The sequence below is a fragment of the Caulobacter sp. SSI4214 genome, from assembly GCF_012184455.1.
In the GTDB taxonomy this organism is placed as follows: domain Bacteria; phylum Pseudomonadota; class Alphaproteobacteria; order Caulobacterales; family Caulobacteraceae; genus Caulobacter; species Caulobacter vibrioides_E.
The window spans coordinates 1-21482 of the sequence record NZ_SZWJ01000051.1 but is presented as its reverse complement, the minus strand read 5'-3'; the positions used below and the strand labels follow the sequence as shown (position 1 = coordinate 21482).

Genomic DNA, 21482 nt, shown 5'->3' with positions numbered 1-21482 from the left:
CATTTTTATTGTCTAGCGATATGAATGTAATCGATTGCCGCGCTCTTCGCGACACCCCGCATGAGCCTCTCTCGCGCGCCGGTCTCCGCTCACATCAGGCGAACGCGGCGCGCAGCCCGCTCATCCACGCGGCGGTGAACGCCTTGGACGGTCGGGCTTGCGGCGCCACGAAATCGAACCCGTGATAGGCGCCGGGCGTGAGCTGGAACTGGGTCGGCACGCCCGCGAGCACCAAGCGTCGCGCGTATTCGAGATCCTCCTCGACAAAGAGATCGATGCCGCCGACGCCGATAAAGGCCGGCGCCAGGCCGCTCAGGTCGGCCACGCGCGCCGGCGAGGCGCCGCGGGGCGGCTGGCCCTTGCCAGCGGGGGCGCCCAGAAAGCACGACCAGCCAAAGCGATTGCCAGCCTCGTTCCAGCCGATGCGGCCAATGGACGGCGGAACCCGCCGCGTGCTGCCGGTGCGATCGTCGAGCATGGGATAGATGAGGACCTGATAGCGCAACTTCACTTCGCGGCGATCGCGCGCGGCGATGGCGACCATCGCCGCCAAGCCTCCGCCGGCGCTTTCGCCCATCACCGCGATGCGGTCGCGATCAACGCCCAGCGCCGCCGCGTTACGATGCAGCCACGCTAGCGCAGCGTAGCAATCCTCGACCGGGCCGGGGAAAGGCGTTTCGGGAGAGAGCCTGTAGTCCACATTGACCACCAGGCAATCCAGCTCCGCGGCGATGGTTTGACAAACGGGCGTGGCATCCTCGGGACGCCCCAGGATGAACCCGCCGCCATGGATATGCAGCAACGCCGGTCGCGGCTTGGCGCTCGAGACGGCGCCGATGATCTGGACGGGCACGTCCGGCCCGCCTGGAGCGCCGGGAACGACGCGGCGCTCCACGGCCGGACTGGCCAGGGGCTTTGGCGGCGGGGGCAAATGAGCGCGCAAGGCCAGAAGCTGCCGCACGGTCCAGTTCGGTTGAGGCTTGGCCAGCAGCGCGCGGGCCGCGTCCCGCAGCTCCGGATCGACATTAGCCAGAAGATCCTCGCCGCTCGGGCTGACGCCCGCCAAGGACGGGGTCGCGCCCGCGGCGACCGCGGCGCCCAGCATCATCGCGTGCAAATCGCGTCTCGATACGGCCAAATTAGCCTCCCCGACTCGGAGCACTTCGGCTCCTCCCTAAAGTGATCCCCGAAAAGGCAATCGATTACAACCCCCGCGAAGAAGAAACTTGCAATCGATTACCGAGGCGTTTTTAGTTCGGTCCAGCCGAGGCTGCGGCGCGAGACGAAACACCGATCGACGGCCCGGACCGACCGTAGGGAGAAGACGAGATGGAAACCCGAAACGCGCGCGGGCGCGGTGCGGTCAAGGCGACGGTGATCGCCCTGCTTGCCTTGGCGGCCAGCGTCGCCGCGGCCCAGGATCGTAAGTCCTCGCCGGTTCGGGTCGATCCAGACGGAACCGTCCAGGCGCCGGCCATGAGCGTTCCGGTCTCGAGCCTGCTGTCGCCCGAGGCCAAGGCCTATATGGCCGAGCACCTGCGCCAGATGCAGCAGCCCGAATTGCTGGCGCAAAAAGACGGGGTTCCGATCTTCATGGAATCCTATCTGGCCCGGCAGCGCGTTCTGTTTCCCCATGACCGGGTCGACACCAAGATTGGGGGCGTGCACGTCTATGACTACACGCCCAAGGGCGGCGTATCGCCCGAGAACCGCGCCCGCGTGCTGATCAATCTGCATGGCGGCGGCTTCATGGGCTGCTTCCAGGGTTGCGGCGAGCTTGAGTCCCTGCCCCTGACCAGCCTGGGACGCATTCGCGTTGTCGCCGTGGACTACCGAGAAGGGCCGGAGCATCACTTCCCGGCCGCCAGCGAGGACGTGGCCTCGGTCTATCGCGAGCTGCTGAAAACCTACCCCGCCAAGAACATCGGCATCTATGGCTGCTCGGCGGGCGGCATGCTGACCGGCATGTCGGTCGCCTGGTTCCAGGCCCACGGCCTGCCGCGTCCCGGCGCGATCGGCATCTTCTGCGCGGGCGCGACCTTGTCGCCGTCGGGCTTCGGCGGCGACGCCGACTTCTTCACCGGCCCGCTGGGCGACGCCCGTCCGCCAGCGCCCTGGCCGCCCGCCCGCCCAGCCTCGGAGGGTTCCGCCCTACCCTATCTCGCCGGCGCGAGCGTCAAGGATCCCCTGGTGTCGCCGACCGCCTCGGACGAGGTTCTTCGCCAATTCCCCCCGACCCTGCTGATCACCGCCACCCGAGGCTTCGAGCTGAGCTCGACGGTCTATACCCACACCCAGTTGGTCCGGTTGGGCGTCGAGGCCGATCTCCACGTCTGGGAAGGCCTGTTCCACGGATTCTTCTACAATGCCGACGTGCCGGAATCGCGCCAAGCCTACGATGTGATGTTGAAGTTCTTCGACAAACATCTGGGCCGCTGACGCGCCAGGGATCAGGAGCGCGTCAATGCCCAGAGCCAGGCCGGGGGCGCCGGAGCGCGCGCCCAAAGGCTGGACCAACCTCCCCTCGCCGAGCGGACGCGGCCAACTTCGCGTTTCGCGCGGCTTCGTATCCCGCGATCTCGCGGCCCGTGACCTCTATGTCTGGAGGCCCGATGGGGTGGACGACGACGCGCCCTTGCCGGTGCTTTACATGCAGGACGGCCAGAACCTGTTCGACGCTCGGCTGGTGCCGTTCGGCGTGGCCTGGGAGGCGGACGCCTGCCTGTCACGACTGATCGACGCGGGGCGAATCGCGCCGATCATGGTCGTGGGCGTCGCCTGCACGCACGAGCGCTTCGCCGAGTACGCCCCCGCGCTGATCCTGGAGCAACTCGCCGCGCCAGCGCGTCAGGCGATCCTCGACGCCTGGCCTGGCGCGCCGAAATCAGCGGCCTACGCCCGGATGCTGGTCGAAGAGATCAAACCTCTGATCGAAGAGGCCTTCGCCACCTCGCCGGGACAGGCGGGCGCTTTCCTCGCGGGGTCTTCGATGGGGGCCGTGGCGGCGGCGGAGCTGCTGGCGCGATATCCCGAGACTTTCGCGGGCGCGGCCATGCTGTCGGCCCATTTCAGCCTGTTGCCCGTGACCGAGACCGAGCCCCTGCCTGCGGGCTTCGCGGAGGACGTCGCGCGCGCCGTGGGCGTGTTCGCCCGACGCCATATGCCGCGCGCGGGGTCGCATCGCCTTTGGTTGGACAGAAGCGCGCTGAGCATCGATCGCTTCTATCCGCCATCGCACGCCGCCTTGGTCGGCGCGCTCAGCGCGTTGGGCTACGTCGAGGACAAGGATCTTCGCGTTCGCGTCTACGGCGGCGTCGGCCACGATGAAGGGGCGTGGCGCGAGCGCCTCGACGAAGCGCTTGCCTTCCTGCTGGCGCCCTTTCCGATCTGATTGATCCAATCAGATCGGATAAAAAGGGCTCTAAGCCGCCGCCGGCCGCGCGCCGGCCGACCGCCCCGCCCAGAGCACGCAAATCGCCGCCGCGCCCATCAGCGCCCCGCACAGCATCAGCACGCGACGCGGATCGCCGGCCAGCAGGCTGTCGAAATAGAGGGGCATGGTGACCGCGTTCAACAGCATCGGCGTCACGATCATCATGTTGAAAATGCCCATATAGACGCCGGTGCGTTCGGGCGGGATGCTCTCCGACAGGATGATATAGGGATTGCCCATGATGCTGGCCCAGCCCAGCCCGACCCCGATGGCCGGCGCGAACAGCCAGACCTTCTGAGTGACATGGGGTATGGCGAACATGCCCAGGCCGGCCGCCAACAGACAAAAGGCGTGCATGGCCGCGGCCCCGAACCGCCGGGTCAGCGGGGCCATGGCGAAGGCCGCGACGAAGGCCACGCCGTTGTAGAAGCCGCCGACCTGGCCGTTATCCAGGACGGCCCTGCGGAAACTCTCCGACAGTGGATTGGCCTCGCCATAGACCGACCGGCTGATCGAGTAGATGACGTAGTTCCAGTAGCCGAACATGGCGTACCACTGAAACAGGCTCATCAGCGCCAGCTTGCGCATCGTCACCGGCATGGTGACGATCGCGTCCCAGATCTCGCGCAGCGTCGCGGTCGCGGTCAGGGGCAAGGCCTTGAGCCGGTCCTTCTGCGCATCGCTCAGCGGCAGCTCGGGCACGCGGAAGATCGACCACAGGATCGTCGTCAGCGACAGAACCGCGCCCACCGTGAACGCCACGCGGGTGATCACCGGGATGCGGTGGGCGTCCACCGCGTTGATGTCGAAGCCCAGCATGTTGACCATGAAACTCGGCGCCAGATAGGCCAGCATCTGGCCCAGGCCCGTGAAGGCGCTCTGCGAAAGAAAGCCAAAACGCCTCTGCTCCGTGGACAGCCGGTCGCTGACATAGGCCCGGTAGGGCTCCATGGTGATGTTGTTGCCCGCGTCCAGGATCCACAGCAGGCTGACGGCCGCCAGAATGGTCGGGGACAGCGGCATGAAGAACAGCCCGACGGCGCACAGCACCGCCCCGAACACGAAATAGGGCGTCCGCCGCCCCCAACGCGTGACGGTGCGGTCGCTCATCGCGCCGATGATGGGCTGGACCAGCAGGCCCGTCACCGGACCGGCCAGTTGCAGAAGCGGAATGGCGGCCTCGTGGGCTCCGAGATAGGAATAGATCGGCGCCATGTTGGACTGCTGCAGACCAAAGCTGAACTGCAGGCCCAGAAAGCCAAGGTTCATCTCCACGATGCGAAGCCAGGGCAGTCTGGGCTTCAGCGCGTCTTCCATGCGTCTTTCCTCCGTGGACGCGTTCAAAGGCGTCTCGATCGTCTTGATGTGGGGTCCACGGCCTGGGCGGCGGACGGGCTTCAGCCGGCGACGGCGCGCTGGAGCCACAAGTCGAACAGGTCCAGCCACCGGCCGTCGGGCGCGTTGGGCGAGCCCAGGCCAAATCCGTGTCCGCCCTCCTCCAGGAAATGCGCCTCCGCGCGGACGCCGGCCTTACGCAGGGCCTCGAGCATCATCATACTATTTTCCGGAGGGACGGCCGTGTCGTCCAAGGCGTGCGTCAGGAAACACGGCGGCGTCTCGGCCGAGACATGGCGCTGGGGCGAGCGGCGCGCGACCAGATCCTCGGTGGGCGCGGGTCCCAGCAGCGAAAGGCGCGTCTGCGGATTGGCGTAGGGCAGCGCCAAGGTGATCACCGGATAGATCAGACCGACCGCGGCGGGTCGCGCGCTGAGCGCGTCGGCCGCGTCGCGCGGGGCGTACAGGGTCTCGGCGTGTTCCGTGGCCAGCGAGGCGATCAAGTGCCCGCCGGCCGAAAAGCCGAGCGCGGCGACCTGGGCAGGATCGAAGCCGAACCGCTTGGCGTTGGCGCGAACAAGCCGCAAGGCGCGCTGCGCGTCCTGCAGGGGAACGTTCCAGAAGTCGCTCCAGCCTTCCCCAGGCAGACGATAGATCAGCACAAAGGCGGTATAGCCCCGCGCGGCGAGGGCCTCGGCGACCGCGGCGCCCTCATGAGTGCCGACGACGAAACTATAGGCCCCGCCCGGCGCGATCAGCACCGCCTTGCCGTTGCTCTTGGCGGGCCGGAATACGTGCAGCGACGGCTGGGCGACGTTGCGAAAGAAGCCCGGCGGAAAGTCGGCGGGAACGGGCTGGGCCTTGAAGGGACCGTTCGGCGCCGCGCCCGGCCAGAGGGCGATCGCCTCGGCGCGCGCCCAACTCGCGGGCAGCGGTCCCAGCGCCGGCGGCGGCTTCAACGGTTCGCGATCGGCCAGGGCCTGGCCGCCGCCCGCCACGGCCAGACCCGCGCCCAGGAGGAGGCGTCGCGACAACGCGAAGTGGCCGTGCTTGGCGCTCATGGAGTCGCTCGCGCTCTTCAAGTCAGGAGCCCTTTGTCGGCGCATGTCCAGCCAGCGCGGCGGCGGATCGCCAGGCGGCTCTTGAGAAGGAAAGCCGAGACGAAGCCTGGGACGGCGACGTTGACGCCCTGCCCGCTCTCCATCCCATCGACGGTGGCCGCCGTAAGATCTTGCATCGCCTTTTTCTCCCCAACGCCGCGGCGCCGCGTATCATCTCCCGCTCGTGGACGGCGGGCGTTGCGCCTGGGCCCTAGAGCCTCGCGCGTCAAATGGAACCATTCGAAGCGGATAACGCGCTCTAGGCGTAGCTTTCGGCGACCCCGGCACAGTGTACGGCAATCGATTGCCCGTCAACCAATCCCGTCATCTCGCCGCGCAAGACCAAGACGGCGCGCCAGATTGAGCGATCGATCCTAACGTTCGCCCGCGCCCGTCGAAGCCCGCGGGGCGAGCGTCGGCGTCAGAAGCACCGACGGCGCGTCCTCGTCGCGCAGAAGCGCCAGCAGCGTATCGACCAGGGCCTTGGCCCCCTTGTCCAGATCCTGCCGGACGGACGTCAGAGGCGGCAGGGTATGACGCGCGACGTCCAGGTCGTCGAAGCCGACGACCTTGACGTCGGCGGGCACGGCGCGACCGCGATCGGCCAGGGCCTGGATCGTCATCATGGCGATGGTGTCCGACGCGGCGAAAATGCCGTCGACGCCATCGGCGATCCCCAGATAGTCCGAGATGGTCGTCAGAGCCATCTGCGGCACGAAGTGGACGGGCAACAGCGCCCCGGCCACGCCCTCCGCGGCCTCGATCGCGTCGCGGAACCCCCGTAGCCGCTCCTCGACCTCGGGGGCGTTGGGGTCGCCGAAGAAGGCCAGCTTACGGCACCCCTGGGCGATCAGATGTTCCGTCGCCATCCGCCCCCCCAGACGGTTGTCGCTGCCGACGGTGTGATAGGCGTGACCGGCGATCTGAGAGCCCCAGACGACCATCGGCCTGTAGGTCTTGGCGGTCTGGTCCAGCACCCGCGCCTGATCGGACTGTCCAATGACGATGATGCCGTCGACCCGGCCAGATTGGGCGATACGGTCCAGCCAGTCGCCGTCGCTGGGCACGACGCGGCTGAGCAGGGCGTCGTAGCCCTGGTCGGCCAGCCGATCGGCCACATGGCTGATCAGGGTCATGAAGAAGGGGTCGGACAGATGCTGGGTTCGCTCGTGACCGAGAGGCACCACCACGCCGATCGCCCCGGTCCGCCCGATCCGCAGATTGCGCGCCGTCGTGCTGGGCTTGAACTGCAGCTCGGCGGCCAGCTTTTGAATACGCTCGCGCGTCGCCGCCGACAGGTGGCCGGCGCCCGTCAGGGCGCGAGACACGGTCGCGGTCGATACGCCAGCGATCCGGGCCAACTCCTGGATATTCTGAGGTCTAGCGCCGGCCGTCTTCGAGCCGGGCCTAGTCTTCGGGGGCAAGGCAACCTCAATGAAACACGTTGGGTGGTTCAGCGGACGGCAAGGCGGTCTCTTCGTCAAGACCAGCGCCCCAGAACTTCGGAGTGTCGATCTAGGTCGATTCCAACATCTGTTGGAGGGCGGGCGGTGTCGAGGCGCCCCTCCGGCTGGCCGGCGCCGGAACAATGACGAAAGCCTTTTCGGGACAGCGTCGAGATCGCCCTAGCAATCGATTGCCCCTAACTGGGCCCGGTCGCCACGCACCGGGCCGGCGCTAGACGTCCAGTTCAGCCTGATCACCAGCCAATCGCAGCCGCAGCGCGGGCGCGAAAGTGGCTCCGAAGCGACGCGCGCCGGTCGCCTCGCGGCCACGCCCCCAGTCGTCGATAAAGCTGATCACCGACAGGTCCGGCAGCACCAACCAGCTATAGGCCTGACGCGGGGCGGCGGGCGGATTGGCGAAGACCAGCCCCGTCCCGTTCAGAGGCCGCCAGCCTTGCATCGGATGTTCGGACACCATGCCATAAAGGCCCGTCGGGGCATGGCGCAGAGTCGGCGCGAACACGTGGGTCTGGGTCGACCAGAACATGTAATAGAGCCCCCCCGCCATGACGACATGAGGCCGTTCGAGCTCGTTGTTGACGTCCGTCGCATCGATCAGCGGCGGAGCCAGACGCCAGTCGTCGGCCCTGCCCGAGGAGGAGAGGGCCGCGCCGATCACACCGTTGAAAGCCGCCCCGCCCGCCGCCGAGCCGGCGAAGAAAAGGTAATGGCCGCCATCGCGGGGGTCATGGAAATAGGCGGGATCGCGGAACGCCTTGATGGTCCCGATGACCCCCACGCCGCCATCGCTAGCCATGTAATGGGCCGCGTCGCGCTCGACGACCTCGCGCAAGTCCCTCCAGTCGAACAGCCTGGGCCGATCACCGGACGTCTCGAGGCTGGCGCGGGCGCTGAAAAGCCGCTGCTCGAACGTCGGGGCCGTCTCGCCGCGCCGGCCCGTCGCCGTGAAATAGAGGGTCAGGGCCCGCCCGTCCGCGTCCACGACGGCCGAGCCCGACCATTCCCGGCTCCCCGGCGAGAATCCTTCCGGCATCGCCGGGCCGAGGGGCGACCAACCCGCCGCGTCGCGCCGAAACAGATGAATTCGGGCGTGTCCGTGCCGATCGTCGGGATCCTCGAAGCGAGGCGCGGCCAGAGCCATCCAGAGCGTCGCGCCGTCCTCGAACACCATCGGCGCGCCCGTCTGGATCTGGAGCGGCCAGGCGTCCCAGATGTCCAATTCGGCGCTCACGCGAACGATTTCGCGCTCGCCAATCAACGGCGCCGCGCTCATGGCCAGAGGGTCGATCCGCGCCACGTCGGCGGCTGTCCAGCGATCTGGAACGGCCCGTTCGGCGCTGATCGCTAAAGGAATGACACTGGACATGCGCTCTCCCGGTCGGCTGGATGATGGCGGGCTCCAGCCTGGCCGGTGTAAAAGAAAGCGACCGCAAAGGCAAACGATTGCCAACACCGCGTTCGCGGCATCCCGAGGCTTGGTCGAAGGTCGCCCGGGCCAGCGCCATTCGCGAAGCACGGCCTCGATCCACACGCAAAGAAAGGCTAGCGCCGAGCCGGGCGCGCCCGCCTTACCGGGCGGGCGCGCGCTCCGACTTGAGGAGGTTCTCACCCGTGCTCGGCAAGCCCATCACGGCGGCCAGGGTCGGGGCGATGCTCTCCATGCGGATGACCCCGAGATCGCGCCCCTTGGGAATATCGGCGCCCTGGATGAAGAACGACGAGCGCATTTCCGGATAGCTGGCGGGATAGCCGTGCATCCCCCGATAGCGGCTCGGCGACACCGGCGGCGCATTGGCGTCGCGGCCCATCTCGAAACCGATCTCGAAGCCGACGCGGAACGCGGGCGCGTGGCCCGCCGCGTAGGCCGGCGTCTCGGTGAGGTCGTCCACCTGGCGGATATGGAACGACGCGTCCGCCTTCAGCGTGGAGAGGAACGCGCGAACCCGGCCGCGCAGGTCGGGATCCTCCGGCCGGGCCAGATACACCGCGGCCGTCGCGCCGCCCCATGGCAGGGCGTCCCAGGACTCGACCTGGCTCTTGTCGGCGCTGAACCGCGCCAGACCCGCGTCGGCGAAGGCCTTCAGCAGGTTCACGTCGTCGTGCAGCGGCGCGAAGCCGTGGTCGGACACCACCGCCACCACGGCGTCGGGATCGGCCGCCTTGGCCGCCTCGGCCAAGTCGCGGACGACCTGGTCGACATTGCGCAGGGCCGCCTTGGCCTGCGGGCTGCCCGGACCGAACAGGTGCTGGGCCATGTCGAAGGCCGAGAAGTTGATCAACAGAAGTCGGGGACGCCGCGACTTCAGGATCTCGGCGGCGAAGCGGCCCGCCACGCGATCGGAGTCCGGCATGTGCATGATCGCCTGGGCGAGCTTGAAGCCGGTCTTCTTCTCCAACTCGTCGACCAGACCGGGCGTCGACATGGCCCGGATCAGCTTGACGTCCTCCGGGGTCTGATCGCGCCAATAGAGGGGGATATTGTAGTCGATGTCGGCCCCGACCGTGACGGGCCAGTTGACGCTGGCGACCTTGCCGCCGGCTTGCCGGACCTGGGTCCACAGCGTCGGGGTCCGGATGTCCTGCGCGTACCAATAGAATTGGTTGGCGCCCGGATGGATCGGATCGAACACGATGTTGTCGACCACGCCATGCTGTTCGGGCGCGACCCCGGTGACCAGCGAGACATGGTTGGGCAGGGTCAGGGTCGGGGTTTCGTTGCGAACCGAGTCCGCGTAGCTGCCTCCGCTCAGAAACCCGCGAAGATAGGGCAGGTCCGGATCGCCGGCGTTCGGATCGGTGATCTCGCTGGGGCGCATCCCGTCGATCGAGATCACCACCAGCGAATGGCCCTTGGCCATGGCGTTGGACACCATCGTCAGCGCGGCGACCATGGCCGCGAACCGCATCAGCGAACGCATCGGACTCCCCCTCGTTTTGAAGCTCCCCCAATATATGAACATAATATATGTCACAGGTATGATTATATATGTTGATTGGAATGAGGGTTGGCGCGGGACGCGCCGCCCGGCATGATCGCGCCTCGCGCGTCGATGGAAACCCCCGGCTCGGGCGGTCCGCGGACCTGGGCGCGTATCGGAGTTTTGGATGGAACAGAAGAAAGACGGCAAGCGCGGCTTGGGGGCGCTGAGCCTGCAGGTGCTGCGGACCTTCGTGACCGTCGCCGAGACCGGCAGCTTTTCCAACGCCGCCAAGCTGCTGGAGATCGCCCAGCCGACGGTCTCGTTCCAGATCGCCGCCGTGGAGGACATGCTGGGCGCGACGCTGTTCCACCGCCGCCCCAAGCCCGAGCTGACCTCGATCGGCCGGGACGTCTATACGCGCGTGCGGATCATCTTGAGCCGCGTGAACGAGCTGGAGGCCAGCCTCGACCAGTTCAAGCAGCTGGAGCTGGGACAGATCCGGATCGGCATCAGCGCGCCCCGCTGCGCCATGTCGCTGATCGGCGCCTTCATGCGCGCTCATCCGGGCGTCGACGTCCACACCATCGCCGGCAATTCGGACGATCTGCTGGGCCTGCTGGAGCAGAACCGCATCGACATCGCGGTCGCCGGCCTGCCCCAGGCGGTGACCGACTTCAACTGCCGCCTGATCGAGGCCATCCACCTGTGCGCCTGGCTGCCGGCCGGCGACGCGCTGGCGGGCCGCTCGGCGATCGACCTCGACACCGTGGCCGCCCTGCCCCTGGTCATGCGGGAGCAAGGATCGATCACGCGACGGATCTTCGAGAGCGCCTGCGCCGAAAAGAACCTGACGCCCGACATCCGCCTGACCCTTCATGGCCGCGAAAGCGTTCGCGAGGCGGTCGCGGCCGGCGTCGGCGCGGGGATCGTCTTCAACTCCGAGGCCAATTTCGACTCCCGGGTCAGCTTCATCCCGATCGAGCCGCGGATCGTCGCGGGCACCTATCTGATCTATCCGGAAACGCTGAGCGACCTGCCCGCCGTGCGCGCCTTCGTCGACCTGACCGAGCGCAAGCAGCCTGGCTCGCCGTCACTTTTGCCCGCCGCGCAAGGCGCCCGCGCCGACCGCCCCGCCGCTTCAGTCGCCTGACAGCAGGCGATCGACGATCGGCGTGGCGCGACGCCCGATCAGCTTTTGTCCGATGTCGGATGGATGAAGGCCGTCGACCAGCAGGCCGGCGTCCGCTTGGCCGAGCAGCGCGCGGCCGTCGCGATAATGCAGCCGCCGATCGCCCCCGGCCCGGCGCCGCTCGACCAGACCTTCGAGCACGTGTCGGGTCGAGGCCCCGGTCAGCGCGCCCTCGGCCAAGCCGGCGGGACGGGACACCGCCTCGATCCCCCGCGCGCCGCGTCGCGCCGGTCCGGGATGGTTTTCGAGAACGCCCGCGTAGAGCGGCGAGATCACCAGGATCGGAACATCCGGGCGCGCGTCGCGAATGATGTCGAGAAAGGTGTGGACCGCCGGAATGAAGGCGCGCTCGCGCATGGCGTCGCTGCTGACCACGTTGACGCCGATTTCCAGCGTCAGGATGTCGGCGTCGCTTCGCGCCAGGGCCTGGGCGACGAAGCCCTCCAGCAGGCAGTTGCCGCTGTAGCCCAGCGAGGTGAGATCCAGGTCCAACGCGCGCGCCACGATGGCGGGCCAGCAGTCGCTGGGGCCGTCGGCCTCCTTGCCGTGGCTGATCGAGCTGCCGTAGTGCAGCCAGGATCGCCGGCCGGGAGATGGCGGCGAGGCCGTCGCCTCGGCGTCGATCCGCAGGGCCTTCAGGGTGATCGCGGCGTTTTGGGGCAGCCACAGTTCCAGCCGCTTCGGCCCCGGCGGCAAGCCCTCGAAGCGAAGGCGGGTCGTCGGTCCCGCCTCCTGGGTCACCCCCGGCGGCGAGGATCCGAAATCGACCAGCAGCGTCGGCCCTTCGGACACGACGCGGCGCTCGAACAGGCGATCGTCGACGAAGAGGTCGAAGGCGACCCGCCGGCGCTCGCCCCCGACATAGCGCAGGCCCGCCGCCTCGACCTCCAGCTCCAGCGCGCGGGTGTCGCTGTCGACCCGCACTCGCATCCCGGCCGCCATGCTCGCCGTCAGCACCAACTGAGGATCGGGATCCCGGCCCTCGGCGGCGGCCGGCAGCCGCGATAGCCGAAGGCCCTCCGAGGTTCGCGCGCGGCTCACGACGCCGCGAACGAGATCGTCTGTCGGATCCAGGTTCCGCACGGTCTCAAGGCTCCGGAAGCGGGCTATGACAAAGGCGTCCGATCACGGCGTCGGGCCGTGACCGGGCCTTCGATCAATAGCGCAGCTTGAAGGTCGCGCCATAGGATCGCGGTTCGCGGAAGAACCGGATCTGGTCGCCATAGGCGCCGCTCTGCGAATAGACCTGGTTCAGATGGTCGGCGAGGTTGGCGCCGAACACCGTCAGCGACCAGCGCTCGTCCATGGCCGCCACGCCGATCTTGGCCTCGATGGAGCTGTGACGAGGGATATATTCCCGCGCGACATTGACCACGTTGGAATAGGACGAGGTCTCCATGGAATAGCCGCCGCCGACAAAGGCGTTCAGCGTCCCCGTGATCGGCCGCTCATAGGTCGCGGCCAGATACAGCTTGTAATCCGGCGCGTAGGGCAGCCGGTTGCCGGTGCAGCTGGTGTTGAGGCCGTTGCAGTTCGCGAATTCGGTGAACCGAGCGCGGTTATAGGTGAAGTTGGCGGTCAGGCTCAGGCCCTGCAGCGGGATCGCCTCCAGCTCGGCCTCGACGCCCTTCGAGCGGGCCTTGCCGGCGTTGGCCAGGCGCGCGACCGACGATCCGGTCACGGTGGGGGTCCACTGCGACACCTGGAAGCCGGTGAAGTCCTCCAGGAAGCCAGTCACGTTGAACCGCAGGCGGCGGTCGAACCATTCGGACTTGAGCCCGATCTCGTAATTGACCGAGGATTCGTCGCCCAGCCGCAGCCCCGCGTCGAACACCGCCTGGGTGACGACGCCGGTGTTCCAGCCGCCCGCCTTGAACCCCTTGGACGCGCTGGCGAACAGCGTCGTGTCGCGGGTGGGGTGATAGCTGATCGAGACCTTGGGCGTGAACGCCGTGAAGGTCTGCTTGTCGGTCTGGTCGGGGAACTGGCCGAAGGCGGCGTAGGCCAGGTTGGCCGCGTTGGTCGGATCGGCGCGCAGAGGATCGTTTTCCGAGAAATGCTCCAGCGTCTTGCGGATCACCGAATAGCGCCCGCCCGTCTCGATCTCGACATTGGACGCGGGCCGGTAGAGCAGCGAGCCGTAGGCCGCGTAGGACTGGTCCGACACCGTCGCGGGCGCGCGGATCACGGTGTTGTTGTAAAGCCGCAGCGGCGAAACCGACACGGCGGCGGGGATGACGGCCTCGGCGACGCCGCGGCTCCAGAAGGTCAGGGCCGCGAATTCCGAACCCAGGTAATAGCGGGTGTTCGCGCCGTTCTTGCCGTCCTGGAAGTACAGGCCGGCGATGAAGCTGAGCGGCTGGGCCGAGTCGCTGGCCAGGCGCAGTTCCTGGCTGAATTGGCGCGAAGTCTGGTTGAGGTCGTAGACCCGGCCCGAGGCCGGCAGGTCGGTGGCGTCGGAAATCTGCTGGAAGCGCTCGGACTGATAGGCGCTGATCGAGGTCAGCTTGAGCCCGTCGCCCAGACGCCAGTCGACCGTGCCGATGAAGAATTGCGACCGCCCCGTCTCGCCCTGGTCGCTGCCGTCGGCGATCTGCAGGGCGCCCGGCAGCGGCAGACCGCTGAACTTCGGATAGAGCTTCTGGAAGCTGGCCCATTGGGCCGGCGACCAGACGCCGATGGTCCAGATCGACTTGTTGTCGTCCCACAGGCCCGAATACTGCAGATTGATATCGATATTGTCGTTCGGCCGATAGCGCAGCTGGGCGCGCGCGGACTTGCGATCGACCCCGCCATAGGCGCGGTTGAGATAGATGTTGTCGATGAAGCCGTCCGAGGTCTCGCTGGTCAGCGTGACGGCCAGGGCCAGCTTGTCCTTGATCAGCGGCAGGTTCGCGCGCGCGCCGAACCGGCGGTGGCCGAAGCTTCCGGCCTCCGCGACCGCCTCGCCGCCCAGGGCGTTCAGGTCGGGCTTGCGGGTGGTGAAGCTGATCGCCCCGGCGTCGGTGTTCATGCCGAACGTCGTGCCCTGGGGGCCCCGGAGGAATTCCACCCGCTCCATGCCCAGCAAGGTCTGGTTATCGGCGTAGGACCGCTTGATATAGACGCCGTCCAGATAGGCGCCCACGCGCGCGTCGTAGCCAGGCGTGCTGGCGTAGTCGACCACGCCGCGCATGCCGATCTGGCCCACGGTCTTGGCCCGGTTGACGGCGAAGGTGACGCCCGGCGCGGCGCGCTCGAGATTGTCGAGACTGACCGCGTTCAGCTGCTCGATCCGCTTGGTGGTGAACGCCAGGATCGAGACCGGGACGGTCTGCAGCTTCTCCTCGCGCCGCTGGGCGGTGACGACGATTTCCTCGACGCCTTGCGAAGCGGTCGTCGCCGCCGGAGAGGTCTCCGGCGCCTCGGCGCGCGCCGGGCTGGCGGTCGCGGCGAGCGCGGCCGCGATGACGAAGAGCGATGGTCCGAACCTGTTCATGGAAGCCCCCAGGGTTTGCCTGACGCGCGCGGCGTCGCCTTTTGGATCGATATTGTTGATTATGATATACATCAAAATTGATGAAGCTAATGTGATGGCGCAGCGCCCGGACGCGCGCTTCACCCGAAAACCGTCCCGATACCGCCTATATTCGCCGCGACAGCGACGCGCGGCCGCCTGGCCGCGCGCGTTCAGGAACGCCCAATCATCGACTTATGTAATAATACCTGTATTGATATCCATAAACATGATTGATAGAGGGCGTCACCAGCCCGAAGCCAGGAGCGTCCGATGACGGAGACCAAGCCCCATTTCACCACGCTCGAGGCGCTCGACGCCTATCTGGAGGAGATGGCGAACCGCCCCTGCGAGGCGCCCGAGCTGAGCGAACTGGACCACGGCCTGCAGTGCGCCGCCGTGCTGAAGGCGATGAAGCCCGACGATGTCGAGCTGCAGGTCGCCGGCCTGCTGCACGATGTGGCGCATGGCCTATGCCACATTCGCGACCACGCCGAGTTCGGCGCCGACGCGCTGCGCGGCCTGATGAACGATCGGGTCAACGCCCTCGTCGCCCTGCATGTCGCCGCCAAGCGGTACATGGTCACGACCCAGCCGGGCTATCGCCAATGCCTGTCGCCCACCAGCGTGCGCAGCTTCGAGGCCCAGGGCGGCGACATGACCGCCGAGGAAGTCGCCCGCTTCGCCGAAGACCCTCATCGCGACGACGCCCTGCTGCTTCGCGAGGCCGATGACGCCGCCAAGGTGCTCGGCAAGGTCGTGCCGGGCCTGGAGACCTGGCGCGACGCCCTGCGCGCCTGCGCCCGGGCGGCCTAGAGCCTTATCCGCTCGAATGGAATCATTCGAGCGGAAAAATAAGGCTCTAAATCAAACATTTAGAGCGTGATAACCGCCGAAACCGCTCACACTTTCGGCTATCACGCTCTAGTTTCCGACGGCGCGCGGGGAAAACGATGGACGGCCTGAGAAACCTTCTGCGACGGCGTCCCGGCCTGGTCGCCCCCTGGGCCCTGTCATTCGCGTTCGTGACCTATTTCTGCATGTACGCGTTTCGCAAGCCGTTCACCGCCGCGACCTACGACCATGTCGTCGGCTGGCCCTTCGCCCTGGACTTCAAGGCCACCCTGATCCTGAGCCAGGTGTTGGGCTACACCCTCTCCAAGGCCCTGGGCATCAAGGTCGTCGCCGAGGCCGGCGATCGCGGCCGCGGGTGGCTGATCCTGGGGCTGATCGGCCTGAGCGAGCTTTCCCTGGTCCTGTTCGCCGTGCTGCCGACGCCCTTCAAGCCGGTGGCCATGTTCCTGAACGGCCTGCCCCTGGGCATGATCTGGGGACTGGTCCTGCGCTATCTCGAAGGGCGGCGCACCAGCGAGATCCTGGGCGCGGGCCTGTGCACCAGCTTCATCCTATCCTCCGGCGTGGTGAAGAGCGTCGGGCTCTGGCTGCTGGTCAAGGGCGGGGTCTCCGAGGCCTGGATGCCCGCCCTGGCCGGCGCGCTCTTCCTGCCGATCATCGCCGGCGCGATCCTTCTGCTGGCCCAGACCCCAGCGCCCGATGGCCAGGACCAGGCGGAAAGGACCCTGCGCGCGCCCATGCGCAAAGCCGATCGCCAGGCCTTTTTCCACCGGCATCGGCTGGAACTGTTCCTGCTGGGCGGCGCCTTCACGATGCTGGGAGCCGTTCGCGATTTCCGGGACAATTTCGCCGTCGAGATCTGGCGCGCCTTGGGCTACGCCAAGACCCCCGAGGTGCTGGCGCTGTCGGAGGCTCCGGCCGCCCTTCTGGTGCTGGCGACGGTCGCGGTGCTGGCCCGGGTCAAGGACAACCGCCTGGCCGTTCGGCGCGTCCACCTGGCCATGCTGGGCGGCGTCGCGCTGGCCCTGATCGCCACGGTCCTGTTCCAGCTCAAGGTGATCGGTCCGATCGGCTGGATGGTCAGCCTGGGCGCGGGGATCTATCTCGGCTACGTGCCCTGCACCTCCATTCTCGCCGACCGGCTGGTCGCCGCCCTGCGCTCGGGGGGAAACACCGGCTATCTCGTGAATCTGTTCGACACCTGGGCCTATCTGGGCAGCGTCCTCATCCTGCTGGCCAAGGCGTTCGCCTGGCGGGACATGAGCGGGCCGCCATTCTTCATCGCCCTGGTCTATGCGGGCCTGCTGATCGGCGCGTTCGGCCTTCTGATCTCTTACAGCCGCTTCCGGGACCCGGGCGCCGCCCTCGTCTGACGGGTCGCCTTTAGTTCAGGCCGTTGTTCAGGCAAGGCCTCGGCGTATCAGCAGCGCGTCGATCGTCGCGTCGCGCCCCCTGAACGCGCGAAAGCTCTCGGCCGCCGTCCGGCTGGCGCCGCGCGACAGCACCGCCTCGCGGAAGGCCTCGCCCGTGGCGCGGTCGATCACGCCCGCCTCGACGAAGCGCTGGAAGCCGTCCGCCGCCAGGACCTCGGCCCACAGATAGCTGTAATAGCCCGACGCGTAGCCGCCGGCGAAGATGTGCGTGAAGGCGTGGGGGAAACGATGCCACGCGGGCGGACGGACGACCGACACCGCGTCGCGCACCGCCTCGATCGTCGCCATGGGATCCACGCCCGCCTCGGCGAGGTGAACCTCCAGATCGAACAGCGCGAATTCGACCTGGCGCAGCACCGCCATGCCCGACTGGAAGCGCCGCGCCGCCAGCAGCTTTTCGAATATCTCGGCCGAAAGCGGTTCGTCGGTCTGGTAGTGCCCCGACATGCTGACCAGCACGGTCGGATTCCAGGCGAAGTCCTCCATCAGCTGGCTCGGCAGCTCGACGGCGTCCCATTCGAAGCCGTTGACGCCGGCGATGCTGGGCCGCTCGACCCGCGTGAACAGGTGGTGCAGGCTATGCCCGGTCTCGTGCAGCAGGGTGATGACGTCGGCGTGCGAGAGCAGCGACGGCGCCGCCTCCCCGCGCGGCGCGAAGTTGCAGGCCAGATAGGCGACCGGCGGGCTGGTCGTGTCGCCTTCGCGAAGCCTGGGTCGCGCTTCGGACATCCACGCGCCGCCCCGCTTGCCCGGGCGAGCGTGCAAGTCGACATAGAGGCCGGCGAACACTTCGCCCGTCTCGTCGGCGACGTCGAAATAGCGCGCGTCGCGATGCCAGAGCGCGACATCATCCCGGGCTTGAAGACGCAACCCGAAAAGCCGCTCCAGCAAGGCGCGCCAGCCCGCGAGCACCCGCTCGACCGGGAAATGGGCCCGCACGGTCTCTTCATCGACCGCGTAGCGCGCGGCGCGAAGACGCTCGGCGACGAAGCCGATGTCCCACGGCTGGAGGTCGTCGAGGCCGAGCTCGGACGCGGCGAAGGCTTTCAGATCGGCGAGCTCCCGTTCGGCGATCGGACGGGCGCGCGCGGCCAGGTCCCGCAGGAAGCCCAGCACCTGCTCGGCGTTTTCCGCCATCTTGGTGGCGAGCGACCAGGCGACGGGGTCGCCGTAGCCGAGAAGGGCGGCCAGCTCGCGCCGAAGCGTCAGGATGCGCCTGATGCGCTCGCTATTGTCGAACAGCCCCGCCTGCGGCCCTTGGTCCGAGGCGCGCGTGCCGAAGGCGCGATAGACGCGCGCCCGCAAGTCGCGGTTCTCGGCGAAGGTCATGATCGCGCCGACGCTGGGCGCCTGCAGCGTAACCAGCCAACCCTCCAGGCCCTTGGCCTTGGCCGCGTCGGCGAACATGGCGAGATCGGCTCGCGACACGCCCGCCAGAAGCGCCGGGTCGGTGACATGCTCGGACCAGGCGTCGGTCGCGTCGAGCACCGCGCTGGCGAAGTCGTTCGACAGCCGCGACAGCTCGACCGAGATCTCGGCGAAGCGGGCGCGCGCGGCCGGTTCGAGCGCGACGCCGGACAGCTTGAAGTCCCGGATCGCGCGCTCCACGGCCACCCGGTCGGCGTCCGGACGCGCGGCGAAGGCGGGCGTCGCCGACAGAGCGACCAGCACGTCGTGGACATCGCGGTTCTGACGAAGGCGCGTTCCGGCCTCGACCAGTCGCTTGGTCCCTTCGGCATAGGCTTCCCGCAAGGCTGGCGTGTCGGCGACGCGATGCAGGTGCGACACCGTCAGCCACACGGCGTCGAGCCCCAGCGCGGCGCGCTCGAGCGGCATCCAGGCCGCCTCGAACGTCGTGGGTCGCTCGGCGGCCAGCCGGGCGACCACCGCGTCCTGCTCGGCGATCGCGCGGTCCAGCGCCGGCAGGATCAGGTCGGGGGTCAAGGTGTCGAACGGCGGCGGCCGGGTCGGATCACGGAGCGCTTCGGTCGTCATGACAAATTCCTTCACCGGCGCGCGGAAACCGCCGAGTCCGCGAGCCTTTTCGCCGGATGAACCATCCAAAGCGTTCAGAAAGGCTCTAAATTCCTGATTTATGGAGCATTTAAAACAGCTAAACGGCTCCAAGCCATCTCAGCAGCCAGCCCCGGCGATCCAGGCGGCGACCTCGGCGCGACAGGCCGAGAAAGCCGCGTTGGACGCCCGCAGCTGCGCCACGAAGCGTTTCTCGAGCGCGGGGTGGGCCTCGGCGAACAGGCCAGGGATCTGTTCGCGCGCCGGCGCGGCGTCGACGCCCTCGCCGGCGCCGATCAGGGTCAGGATGCTGATCGCCTCGGCGTCGTCGGCCTGAGTCCATCCCGTCGCCAGCGCGGCGCGCCAGGCCCGCAGGTGGCACAGGGCGGCCAGCACCTCGGTCAGGCCGGCGCCGGCGTCCGCCAAGGGCCAAGCGGCGGCTTCGGCCACCTTTCCCAGCAGGACCAGCAGGCGGTCGTCGTTGTCCGACAACGCCACCGCCTCGCGGCGCGATCGCCGCCACGACGCCGGATCCTCGACGCCGTCGCGGTGCGCTTCGAGAAGGCCTTCCAGGACCGGAGCCGCCGCCTCGGGCCAAGGACGAGATGCGTTTAGCATCCAGCCCAGCAGCCGGGTGTCCTCGGCGACGTGGGCCCAGGCGGGATCGACCGGCGGGACGCCCAGCTGCCCGCGCAACGTCCGCATGGCCGGCGTGAGAGAAGCTTCCGTCATGCGGACGCGCCGCCCTCGACGGCTTCGTCCAGCATCATCGCCAGGCGGGTGCGGCTCTGGCCGCCGACGTGACGGGCGACCTGTTGACCGCCGCGGCGCACGATCAGCGTCGGCACGCCGCGCACCTCGAATTGCTGGGCCAGAGCCGGCGAGGCCTCGATGTCGATCTTGGCCACCGCCACACTGTCGGCATAGGCGCGAGCGATGTCCTCGACGGCCGGCGCCATGGCCTTGCACGGCCCGCACCAGGTGGCGCTGAACACCAGCATCTGCGCGCGCTCGCCCGTGACGGCGTCGAGCGGATCGAGGCTTTCCCCCGAGATTACGGTGATATTCTCAGCCATGGCTCTGTCTTTCGTTACGCGTTGGACTGGATCAGGAAGCGGCGCCGCCGACCATCATCTGGTCGATGCGGATGGTGGGTTGGCCGACGGCGACATCGAGGTGCTGGCCCTGCTTGCTGCAACTGGCGACGCCTTCGTCGAGGCGCGGATCGTCGCCGACCATCGAGATGTGCTTCAGCGCCTCGTGGCCCACGCCGATCAGCGTGGCGCCGTCCACGGGCGCGGTCAGGCGGCCGTTCTCGATCATCCAGGCCTGGGTGGTCGAAAAGTTGAAGCGACCGGTGACGATGTCGACCTGCCCGCCGCCGAAGGCGGTCGCGTAGAGGCCGTCCTTGACCGAGGCGACGATGTCGACCGGATCGTCGCGCCCTCCCACCAGGAAGGTGTTGGTCATCCGAGGCATCGGCAGGTGGGCGTAGGATTGGCGGCGACCATTGCCCGTGGGCCGCATGTTCATCAGGCCGGCGTTCAAGCGGTCCTGCAGCAGGCCCGTCAGCACGCCGTCCTCGATCAGCGTCGTGCGCTGGCCCGGCGCGCCCTCGTCATCGACGCCCAGCGAGCCGATGCTGCCCGGCACGGCGCCGTCGTCGACGACCGTGACGCCGGACGCGGCGATCCGCTGGCCCAGCTTGCCGTCGAACGCCGAGAGCTTCTTGCGATGATGGTCGCCTTCCAGCCCGTGGCCGACCGCCTCGTGAAACAGCACGCCGGGATAGCCCGGTCCCAGCACGATCGGCATGGTTCCCGTCGGCGCGGGGCGGGCGTCGAGATTGATGATCGCCATGCCGACCGCCTTGGCGATCATCGCCGCCAGCCGGTCCTCGGACAGATCCGCCGCCCCATGGCGCCCGCCCAGTCCGGCCTGGCCCCGGGCCCGGCGCCCGCCGGACTCGGCGACGACATCGACGAACAGCTGGGCGGTCGGTCGCATGTCGGCGGCGACGCGGCCGTCGAGATCGGCGACCAGGATGGCCTGATCGACGATCCTCAGGAAGGCGTTGACGCGGACGATGCGCGGGTCGGCGGCGCGAGCCCGCCGGTCGACCGTATCGAGGATCGCGATCCAGGTCGCGGCGTCGCCGGCCGCGTCCAGGTCGATGGCCGGATAAAGCTGGTGGCCGCCCGTCGGCGCCGCCGGCGACACGCTCACCTGACCGCCCTGGCC

18 protein-coding genes are annotated in these 21482 nt (G+C 68.1%); 5 read left to right on the top strand and 13 right to left on the bottom strand.

Features of this window, described 5'->3' with window-relative positions; genetic code table 11:
• Positions 1-94 precede the first annotated feature (94 nt).
• Positions 95-1138, bottom strand: a complete 1044-nt coding sequence (locus tag FCU40_RS14945) for an alpha/beta hydrolase (RefSeq protein WP_168075947.1) — start codon at positions 1136-1138, stop codon at positions 95-97.
• Positions 1139-1329: 191 nt separating this feature from the next.
• On the opposite strand from FCU40_RS14945, the gene FCU40_RS14940 reads away from it, so the two are divergent.
• Complete coding sequence (locus tag FCU40_RS14940; protein WP_168075945.1) at positions 1330-2439, top strand: alpha/beta hydrolase fold domain-containing protein; 1110 nt, start codon at positions 1330-1332, stop codon at positions 2437-2439.
• A gap of 25 nt (positions 2440-2464) precedes the next feature.
• The gene (locus tag FCU40_RS14935) at positions 2465-3391 is read left to right on the top strand and encodes an alpha/beta hydrolase-fold protein (protein WP_168075943.1); all 927 of its coding nucleotides are present in this window, start codon (positions 2465-2467) and stop codon (positions 3389-3391) included.
• Between the two features lie 30 nt (positions 3392-3421).
• Here the strand turns inward: FCU40_RS14935 and FCU40_RS14930 are convergent, their stop codons facing one another.
• The 6 genes from FCU40_RS14930 to FCU40_RS14905 form a co-directional block, all read right to left on the bottom strand.
• Positions 3422-4750, bottom strand: a complete 1329-nt coding sequence (locus tag FCU40_RS14930) for an MFS transporter (RefSeq protein ID WP_168075941.1) — start codon at positions 4748-4750, stop codon at positions 3422-3424.
• A gap of 80 nt (positions 4751-4830) precedes the next feature.
• Entirely contained in the window at positions 4831-5829 is a 999-nt protein-coding gene (locus FCU40_RS14925; RefSeq protein ID WP_168075939.1) for an alpha/beta hydrolase, read from the bottom strand.
• Positions 5830-5846: 17 nt separating this feature from the next.
• Positions 5847-6005 (bottom strand): hypothetical protein, encoded by a 159-nt coding sequence (locus FCU40_RS14920; protein WP_004619870.1) that lies wholly within the window; start codon positions 6003-6005, stop codon positions 5847-5849.
• Between the two features lie 237 nt (positions 6006-6242).
• Positions 6243-7229 carry a substrate-binding domain-containing protein gene (locus FCU40_RS14915; protein ID WP_241693624.1) on the bottom strand — a complete coding sequence of 329 codons (987 nt, stop codon included), beginning with the start codon at positions 7227-7229 and terminating at the stop codon, positions 6243-6245.
• A 316-nt stretch (positions 7230-7545) separates the two neighbouring features.
• Positions 7546-8700, bottom strand: coding sequence for a glycoside hydrolase family 68 protein (locus tag FCU40_RS14910; protein ID WP_168075935.1), 1155 nt, complete (start codon positions 8698-8700; stop codon positions 7546-7548).
• A gap of 202 nt (positions 8701-8902) precedes the next feature.
• A complete protein-coding gene (locus FCU40_RS14905; RefSeq protein WP_168075933.1) occupies positions 8903-10252 on the bottom strand; it encodes an ectonucleotide pyrophosphatase/phosphodiesterase in 1350 nt (449 codons plus the stop codon).
• 187 nt (positions 10253-10439) lie between these two features.
• Between FCU40_RS14905 and FCU40_RS14900 the strand changes: the two genes are divergently transcribed.
• Entirely contained in the window at positions 10440-11405 is a 966-nt protein-coding gene (locus FCU40_RS14900) for a LysR substrate-binding domain-containing protein (protein WP_004619862.1), read from the top strand.
• Here FCU40_RS14900 and FCU40_RS14895 read toward each other — a convergent pair.
• Together FCU40_RS14895 and FCU40_RS14890 are read right to left on the bottom strand one after the other, a co-directional pair.
• Positions 11394-12527 (bottom strand): SGNH/GDSL hydrolase family protein, encoded by a 1134-nt coding sequence (locus FCU40_RS14895; RefSeq protein ID WP_168075931.1) that lies wholly within the window; start codon positions 12525-12527, stop codon positions 11394-11396. The genes FCU40_RS14900 and FCU40_RS14895 overlap by 12 nt on opposite strands.
• Positions 12528-12600: 73 nt before the next feature.
• On the bottom strand, positions 12601-14922 hold the full coding sequence (locus tag FCU40_RS14890; protein ID WP_168075929.1) for a TonB-dependent receptor: 2322 nt from the start codon (positions 14920-14922) through the stop codon (positions 12601-12603).
• A 291-nt stretch (positions 14923-15213) separates the two neighbouring features.
• On the opposite strand from FCU40_RS14890, the gene FCU40_RS14885 reads away from it, so the two are divergent.
• Together FCU40_RS14885 and FCU40_RS14880 are read left to right on the top strand one after the other, a co-directional pair.
• A complete protein-coding gene (locus tag FCU40_RS14885; RefSeq protein ID WP_168075927.1) occupies positions 15214-15756 on the top strand; it encodes an HD domain-containing protein in 543 nt (180 codons plus the stop codon).
• A gap of 137 nt (positions 15757-15893) precedes the next feature.
• Positions 15894-17168 carry a DUF5690 family protein gene (locus tag FCU40_RS14880; protein WP_168075925.1) on the top strand — a complete coding sequence of 425 codons (1275 nt, stop codon included), beginning with the start codon at positions 15894-15896 and terminating at the stop codon, positions 17166-17168.
• Positions 17169-17195: 27 nt separating this feature from the next.
• Here FCU40_RS14880 and FCU40_RS14875 read toward each other — a convergent pair whose 3' ends face one another.
• From FCU40_RS14875 to FCU40_RS14860, 4 genes are all read right to left on the bottom strand, one after another.
• Positions 17196-19223: a M3 family metallopeptidase gene (locus tag FCU40_RS14875; protein ID WP_168075923.1), complete on the bottom strand. Its 2028-nt coding sequence runs from the start codon at positions 19221-19223 to the stop codon at positions 17196-17198.
• Between the two features lie 138 nt (positions 19224-19361).
• Complete coding sequence (locus FCU40_RS14870; RefSeq protein WP_168075922.1) at positions 19362-19973, bottom strand: hypothetical protein; 612 nt, start codon at positions 19971-19973, stop codon at positions 19362-19364.
• On the bottom strand, positions 19970-20317 hold the full coding sequence (locus FCU40_RS14865; RefSeq protein WP_004619848.1) for a thioredoxin family protein: 348 nt from the start codon (positions 20315-20317) through the stop codon (positions 19970-19972). Before FCU40_RS14865 ends, FCU40_RS14870 begins: the two co-directional genes overlap by 4 nt.
• A 31-nt stretch (positions 20318-20348) precedes the next feature.
• On the bottom strand, positions 20349-21482 hold a 1134-nt coding region (locus tag FCU40_RS14860), incomplete at its 5' end, for a metallopeptidase TldD-related protein (protein WP_168075920.1).